This window comes from Ensifer sp. (genome assembly GCF_035999135.1).
Lineage (GTDB): Bacteria > Pseudomonadota > Alphaproteobacteria > Rhizobiales > Rhizobiaceae > Ensifer.
On record NZ_DASYGZ010000042.1, the window covers coordinates 23,114 to 29,604 of the forward strand.

Annotated in this window: 6 protein-coding genes; all 6 read left to right on the plus strand. The window is 63.2% G+C overall.

Going from position 1 to position 6,491, the window contains the following annotated elements; translation table 11 throughout:
• Positions 1-119: 119 nt before the first annotated feature.
• The 6 genes from VGO12_RS04105 (at position 120) to VGO12_RS04130 (ending at position 6,338) form a co-directional block, all read left to right on the plus strand.
• A complete protein-coding gene (locus VGO12_RS04105) occupies positions 120-836 on the plus strand; it encodes a FadR/GntR family transcriptional regulator (protein WP_327511443.1) in 717 nt (238 codons plus the stop codon).
• Positions 833-2,005 carry a PLP-dependent transferase gene (locus VGO12_RS04110; RefSeq protein ID WP_327511444.1) on the plus strand — a complete coding sequence of 391 codons (1,173 nt, stop codon included), beginning with the start codon at positions 833-835 and terminating at the stop codon, positions 2,003-2,005. The genes VGO12_RS04105 and VGO12_RS04110 overlap by 4 nt, the downstream gene beginning before the upstream one ends.
• Before the next feature lie 69 nt (positions 2,006-2,074).
• Positions 2,075-3,337 (plus strand): sugar ABC transporter substrate-binding protein, encoded by a 1,263-nt coding sequence (locus VGO12_RS04115; RefSeq protein WP_327511445.1) that lies wholly within the window; start codon positions 2,075-2,077, stop codon positions 3,335-3,337.
• Between the two features lie 149 nt (positions 3,338-3,486).
• Complete coding sequence (locus VGO12_RS04120; protein ID WP_327511446.1) at positions 3,487-4,422, plus strand: sugar ABC transporter permease; 936 nt, start codon at positions 3,487-3,489, stop codon at positions 4,420-4,422.
• A 4-nt stretch (positions 4,423-4,426) separates the two neighbouring features.
• On the plus strand, positions 4,427-5,260 hold the full coding sequence (locus VGO12_RS04125) for a carbohydrate ABC transporter permease (protein WP_327511447.1): 834 nt from the start codon (positions 4,427-4,429) through the stop codon (positions 5,258-5,260).
• Between the two features lie 10 nt (positions 5,261-5,270).
• Positions 5,271-6,338, plus strand: coding sequence for a sn-glycerol-3-phosphate ABC transporter ATP-binding protein UgpC (locus VGO12_RS04130; RefSeq protein ID WP_327511448.1), 1,068 nt, complete (start codon positions 5,271-5,273; stop codon positions 6,336-6,338).
• Positions 6,339-6,491: the final 153 nt, after the last annotated feature.

Consider the following 6,491-nt stretch of genomic DNA (forward strand, 5'->3'; position numbering starts at 1 on the left):
CGCCTGCCCACGGCAAGGTCAACCGACACGCAGCTTTATAAGTTCTGGCTTGACCACCTCCTTCGCCTTGATCATATTGATCAGATGTCAGACCAATTTGGCGCCGAGGGGGAGGCTGAATGACTGAACAAGCCAGAGCAACGCTTCTGCCATTGCCGCCCGCCGACCGGGCGCAGCAGGTCATTGCCGCGCTCGCCGACTACGTCCAGCATTCCGGCCTGAAACCCGGCGACCGCCTGCCGGCAGAGCGCGAACTGATGACGGCGCTTGCCGTCGGCCGCTCGACCGTGCGCGAGGTCATCCGCCACTTCCAGGCGCTCGGCGTCGTCGAGGCGCGCAAGGGCAGCGGCACCTACCTGCTGCGCACGATCTCCGGCGCGACCGTCCATATGCCGCTCACGCTCGATACCGCGCATTTGCGCGACGTGCTGTTGATGACGCTCGAAGTCCGCCGCGGCATCGAAGTCGAGGCCAACATGGTCGCGGCCCGCCGCCGCACCGAGGAAGACCTCAACATCATCGAAATCAAACTCGACGAGATGGAGCGCGTGCACATCGCCAAGGGCACGTCGGGCCCGGAAGACCTCGCCTTCCATCTGGCGATCTACGATGCCACGCACAATCCGCTCTTCCGGCAACTGCTCGAACAGATGCGCGAGGCCTTCGAACGCTTCTGGGACCATCCGTTCGATCGCACGGACTTTGCCCGCCGCTCCTTTCCCTTCCACCGCACCCTCTTCAACGCGATCGCCGCACAGGACCCTGACACCGCGCGCGAAGAAACGCTGAAAATCCTCGCGATCGTCGAGGAAGACATTAAGGAAATGTCCAAATGACCAACGGCCTCGATCCGTTCGACCACGCCTCGCTGATCGTCGCGCATGACGAAGGCCACGCCTTCGATGCCGTCGTGCCGCCGATCGTGCAGACCTCGCTGTTCACCTTCAAGGACTACGACGACATGGTCGCCTCCTACCGGGGCGAACGCGTGCGGCCGATCTATACCCGCGGCCTCAACCCGACCGTGCGCATGTTCGAGGAGATGCTGGCGAAGCTCGAAGGCGGCGAGGACGCGATCGGCTTTGCAAGCGGCATGTCGGCGATTTCGTCGACCGTGCTCTCCTTCGTCGAACCCGGCGACCGCATCGTCGCCGTCAACCACGTCTATCCCGACGCCTTCCGCCTGTTCGGCACGCACCTGAAGCGCATGAAGGTCGAGGTGACCTATGTCGACGGCCGCGACGAGGAGGCGGTCGCCAGGGCGCTTCCCGGCGCCAAGCTCTTCTACATGGAAAGCCCGACGAGCTGGGTGATGGACACCCACGACGTCGCTTCCCTCGCCCGCCTTGCCAAGGACCAGGGCATCATCACCGCGATCGACAACAGTTGGGCAAGCCCGATCTTCCAGCAGCCGATCTCGCTCGGCGTCGATCTCGTGATCCATTCGGCCTCCAAGTATCTCGGCGGCCACTCGGACGTCGTCGCCGGCGTCGTCACCGGTTCGAAGGAACTGATCGGCCGCATTCGCTCGGAGGCCTATCCCTATCTCGGCGGCAAGCTCTCGCCCTTCGACGCCTGGCTCCTGATCCGGGGCCTGCGCACCCTGCCGATCCGCATGAAATCGCATCAGCGCTCGGCGCTCGACGTCGCGCGCCGGCTGCAGGCCCACCCGCTGGTCGAGAAAGTCTGCCATCCCGGCCTCGGCAACACCCTGCCGCCGGGGCTCTCGGGCACATCGGGCCTCTTCTCCTTCATCTTCCGCGAGGGCGTCGACGTAAGGCGCTTCGCCGATCATCTCGAACTCTTCAAGCTCGGCGTTTCCTGGGGCGGGCATGAAAGCCTCATCGTTCCGGGCGAAGTCGTGCTGTCACAGAAAGCCCAACCCAATTCCGCGGCCGCCTTCGGCATCTCGCCGCGGTCGGTGCGGCTGCATGTCGGCCTGGAGGGAACGGAGGCCCTCTGGAGCGATCTCGAAGCGGCGCTCGCCGTCGCTACGACTGACTGACAGGAGCGGGATTGAGATCCCGCTTCTCCCCACTTTGAACCAAAACCAACGAGAAAAGAGGGAACAGACATGAAGAAACTGATCACTGCCACGCTTCTCGCCACGCTCATGGCCGGAAGCGCACTCGCCGACACCAAGCTGAAGCTGGTCGAGGTCATCACCAGCCCGGAGCGCACCGAGACGCTGAAATCGATCGTCGCCAAGTTCGAGGCCGCCAACCCCGGCACGACGGTCGAGATCATCTCGCTTCCCTGGGGCGAAGCCTTCCAGAAGTTCGCCACCATGGTTTCGGCTGGCGAACTGCCTGACGTGATGGAAATGCCCGACACCTGGCTGTCGCTCTATGCCAATAACGGCATGCTCGAAAGCCTCGAACCCTATCTCGCCAAGTGGGAGCACACGGGCGGGCTGACGGAACGCGCGCTCGAACTCGGCCGCGACATCAACGACACCGCCTACATGCTGCCCTACGGCTTCTATCTGCGCGCGATGTTCTACAACAAGAAGCTGCTGTCGGAAGCCGGCGTCAGCGAGCCGCCGAAGACCATGGACGATTTCGTCAAGGCGTCGGAAGCCGTCTCGAAGCTTCCGGGCAAATCCGGCTACTGCCTGCGCGGCGGTCCGGGTGGACTCAACGGCTGGGTGATGTTCGGCGCCACCATGGCCGGCACCAACACCTTCTTCAACGAGGACGGCACCTCGACCATGAACAGCGAGGGCTGGGTCAAGGGCCTCACCTGGGTGATCGACCTCTACAAGAAGGGCCTCGCGCCGAAGGACAGCGTCAACTGGGGCTTCAACGAAATCGTCGCCGGCTTCTACAGCGGCACCTGCGCCTTCCTCGACCAGGATCCGGACGCGCTGATCGCCATCGCCGAGCGCATGAAGTCGGAAGACTTCGGCGTCACCACCATGCCGAAGGGTCCGAGCGGCAAGGCGTTCACCACCATCGGCTTTGCCGGCTGGTCGATGCTGTCCGCCAGCCAGAACAAGGATCTCTCCTGGAAGCTGATCGAGACGCTCGAAGGGCCGGAAGGCAACATCGAGTGGAACAAGCGCACAGGCGCGCTGCCGGTGCACAAGTCGGCCGAAAAGGATCCCTTCTATGCGAGCGCGCAGTTCAAGGGCTGGTTCGACGAACTCGCCGACAAGGACGTCGTCCTGACGGTCATGCCGACCTACCTGGAAGAATTCGCCTTCTTCAAGGATTCGCTCGCCATCAAGACCACCCAGGAAGCTTTGCTCGGCGACATCACGCCGGAAGAACTCGCCAATCAGTGGGCCGACTACCTCACCAAGGCGCAGCAGAAGTTCCTCGCCAGCAAGAAGTAAGCCTTTGGCCGGTGGCGGTTCGCCGCCACCGGCTTTCATGATCTTCGAGCGGAATGACGTCGGCGCGGTCTCCGCCCGCATCCCGCTCCTGCTGACCAAAACGAGGTACGCCGAAGAAACCGGTGACCGCACAGGGGAAATCTCGATCGATGGCCTACGTCGCCCGACAAAGCGGCCTGCCTGAAAGCAGGACGCCGCTCAAGAAGCGCATCGCCGATGGCGCCGCACCTTATCTCTACAGCGCGCCGGCGCTGATCCTCATCGTCACCGTCATGCTGGTGCCGCTGGTGCTCGGCGTTTCCTACGCCTTCCGCGATATCCAGCTCCTGAACCCGTTCTCGGGCGCCTATATCGGCCTTGATCATTTCCGGGCACTGTCGGAGGACCAGGCTTTCTACCGGGCGCTGCGCAACACGCTCTGGTGGACCGGCGCCTCGGTGTTCTTCCAGTTCACCTTCGGCCTGATCCTGGCACTTTTGCTCGACAAACCCTTCTACGGTCGCGGCCTCGCCCAGGCCCTCGTCTTCCTGCCCTGGGCCGTTCCGAGCTTCCTTGCCGGCCTCAACTGGGCCTGGCTCTTCAACCCCGTGGTCGGCCCCTTGCCGCACTGGTTCTACGCGCTCGGACTCATGAGCGAGCCGAACAACATCCTCTCCGATCCTCAGCTTGCCATGTGGGGCCCGATCATCGCCAATGTCTGGTGGGGCATTCCGTTCTTTGCGATCACGCTGCTTGCCGCCCTGCAGGCAATCCCGCGCGACCTCTATGAGGCCGCGAGCATCGATGGCGCCGGCCCGGTGCAACGCTTCCTCTCGATCACCCTGCCGTTCCTGGCACCGACCATCGCCATCACCATCCTGCTGCGCACAGTCTGGATCTCGAACTTCGCCGACCTGATCATCGTCATGACCAATGGCGGACCGGCCGACCGCACCCAGATCGTCGCCAGCTATATCTTCACCCAAGCCTTCAAGCGGCTGGATTTCGGTTACGCCTCGGCGATTGCGCTCGTGCTTCTGGCCCTGCTGCTCGCCTATTCGATGCTGATCGTCATCCTGCGGCAATGGCTGCTGAGCAAGGATTGACCCGATGCGCGCCAAACCGCTTTTCCTCTTGATCGCGCACCGGCTGGCCATCCTTGCCTATATCGCCTTCGCGCTCTTCCCGCTCTACTGGCTCTTGAAGGTCGCGGTCACCCCGAACGACCTGCTCTATTCCGAAGGCATTCGGATGTGGCCGTCGCGCGCGAGCCTCGAACATTTCGATTTCGTGCTGCGCCACAGCGCCTTTCCGGTGTTCTTCAAGAACAGCCTGATCGTCGCCGGCTCCACCGCCGTCATCGTCACCATCCTCGCCTCGCTCTCGGGTTACGCGCTGTCACGCTTCAATTTCCGCGGCAAATACTGGTTGGTGGCGCTGATGCTTCTGACGCAGATGTTTCCGCTCGTCATGCTGGTGGCTCCGATCTTCAAGATCCTGTCGCCGCTCGGACTGACCAACAGCCTGACCGGCCTCGTCATCGTCTACACCGCCTTCAACGTGCCCTTCGCCACCTTCCTGATGCAGTCCTTCTTCGACGGTATTCCGAAGGACCTGGAGGAGGCGGCGATGATCGACGGCGCCACCCAGTTCGTCGCCTTCCGCCAGATCATCCTGCCGCTGACGTTGCCGGGCATTGCCGCAACCCTCGGCTTCGTCTTCACTGCCGCCTGGAGCGAGCTTCTGTTCTCGCTGATGCTGATCTCCGGCAACGACCAGGCGACCTTCCCGGTCGGACTTCTGTCCTTCGTGTCGAAGTTCTCGGTCGATTTCGGGCAGATGATGGCGGCCGGCGTGCTGGCGCTCATCCCCGCCTGCCTCTTCTTCCTGCTCATTCAACGTTATCTCGTCCAGGGCCTCACGGCCGGCGCGGTCAAAGGCTGAGGATCATCCCATGGCTTCCATCGATATCGCCAACATCCAGAAATCCTACGGCATCCACCCGGTCCTGCACGATGTGGACCTGAAAATCGGCGACGGCGAGTTCGTCGTGCTCGTCGGCCCGTCCGGCTGCGGCAAGTCCACGCTTCTGCGCATGATTGCAGGTCTTGAAAGCGTCAGCTCTGGCGAAATCCGCATCGCCGGCAAACGCGTCAATGAGCTCGCACCGAAGGACCGCGACATCGCCATGGTGTTCCAGTCCTATGCGCTCTACCCGCACATGTCGGTCGCCAAGAACATGAGCTACAGCCTGAGGCTCCGGAAAACCGCCAAGGAGAAGATCGCAAGCGTCGTTTCGGGGGCGGCCGCCAAACTCGGCCTCGACCCGCTGCTCGAGCGTCGCCCCCGCGCACTCTCCGGCGGCCAGCGCCAGCGCGTCGCCATGGGCCGCGCCATCGTGCGCGAGCCCAAGGCGTTTCTCTTCGACGAGCCGCTGTCGAACCTCGATGCGCGCCTGCGCGAACAGATGCGCGCCGAGATCAAGAAGCTGCACAAGGACTTGGGCGCCACCTCGATCTACGTCACCCACGACCAGATCGAGGCCATGACGCTCGCCGACCGCATCGTCGCCATGAACGGCGGCTTCGTGCAGCAGGTCGGGAGCCCGCTCGATCTCTACGACCGCCCCGCCAACCTGTTCGTCGCCGGCTTCATCGGTTCGCCCGGCATGAACTTCTTCGAAGGCACCTACCGGAACGGCACCGCGCCGCGCTTCGAGACGGAAGGCGGCGTCACCATTCCGGCACAGCAGCATCCTGCCCTGTCCGAAGGCGCCCGCGCCACGCTCGGCATTCGACCGGAACACGTCGAAATCGGCGTGGAAGGACCGGACGCGCTGAAAGCCAATGTCGACCTTGTGGAGCCAACCGGCTTCGGCATCATCCTGCACCTCTCCTTCGGTCGCGCCGGCTTCAAGGCCTTCACCAACGACCGCCGGTTCCTCAACGCGTCAGGTACTCTTGCCGTGCGCCTGCCGGTCGAGCGGCTGCACTTTTTCAACGCCGAGGGCAATCGCGTCTGACCGTGCGACAACATCATTGGTGAAAATTTAGGCGCAGCCGGCGACCTGTCGGCTGCGCCGGTTGACTTCCACAAAGCGAGGCGTACCGTCGTCGTGTCGCAAGTATCAACCGCCGTGGCGCCAACTTAAGAGAAGCAAGCACCGCCAAAACGA

Excerpts from the sequence above, each read along its gene's own strand:
- VGO12_RS04120 (WP_327511446.1), top strand. The coding sequence starts at position 3,487 with ATGGCCTACGTCGCCCGACAAAGCGGCCTGCCTGAAAGCAGGACGCCG.
- VGO12_RS04125 (WP_327511447.1), top strand. The coding sequence starts at position 4,427 with ATGCGCGCCAAACCGCTTTTCCTCTTGATCGCGCACCGGCTGGCCATC.
- VGO12_RS04115 (WP_327511445.1), top strand. The coding sequence starts at position 2,075 with ATGAAGAAACTGATCACTGCCACGCTTCTCGCCACGCTCATGGCCGGA.
- VGO12_RS04130 (WP_327511448.1), top strand. The coding sequence starts at position 5,271 with ATGGCTTCCATCGATATCGCCAACATCCAGAAATCCTACGGCATCCAC.
- VGO12_RS04110 (WP_327511444.1), top strand. The coding sequence starts at position 833 with ATGACCAACGGCCTCGATCCGTTCGACCACGCCTCGCTGATCGTCGCG.
- VGO12_RS04105 (WP_327511443.1), top strand. The coding sequence starts at position 120 with ATGACTGAACAAGCCAGAGCAACGCTTCTGCCATTGCCGCCCGCCGAC.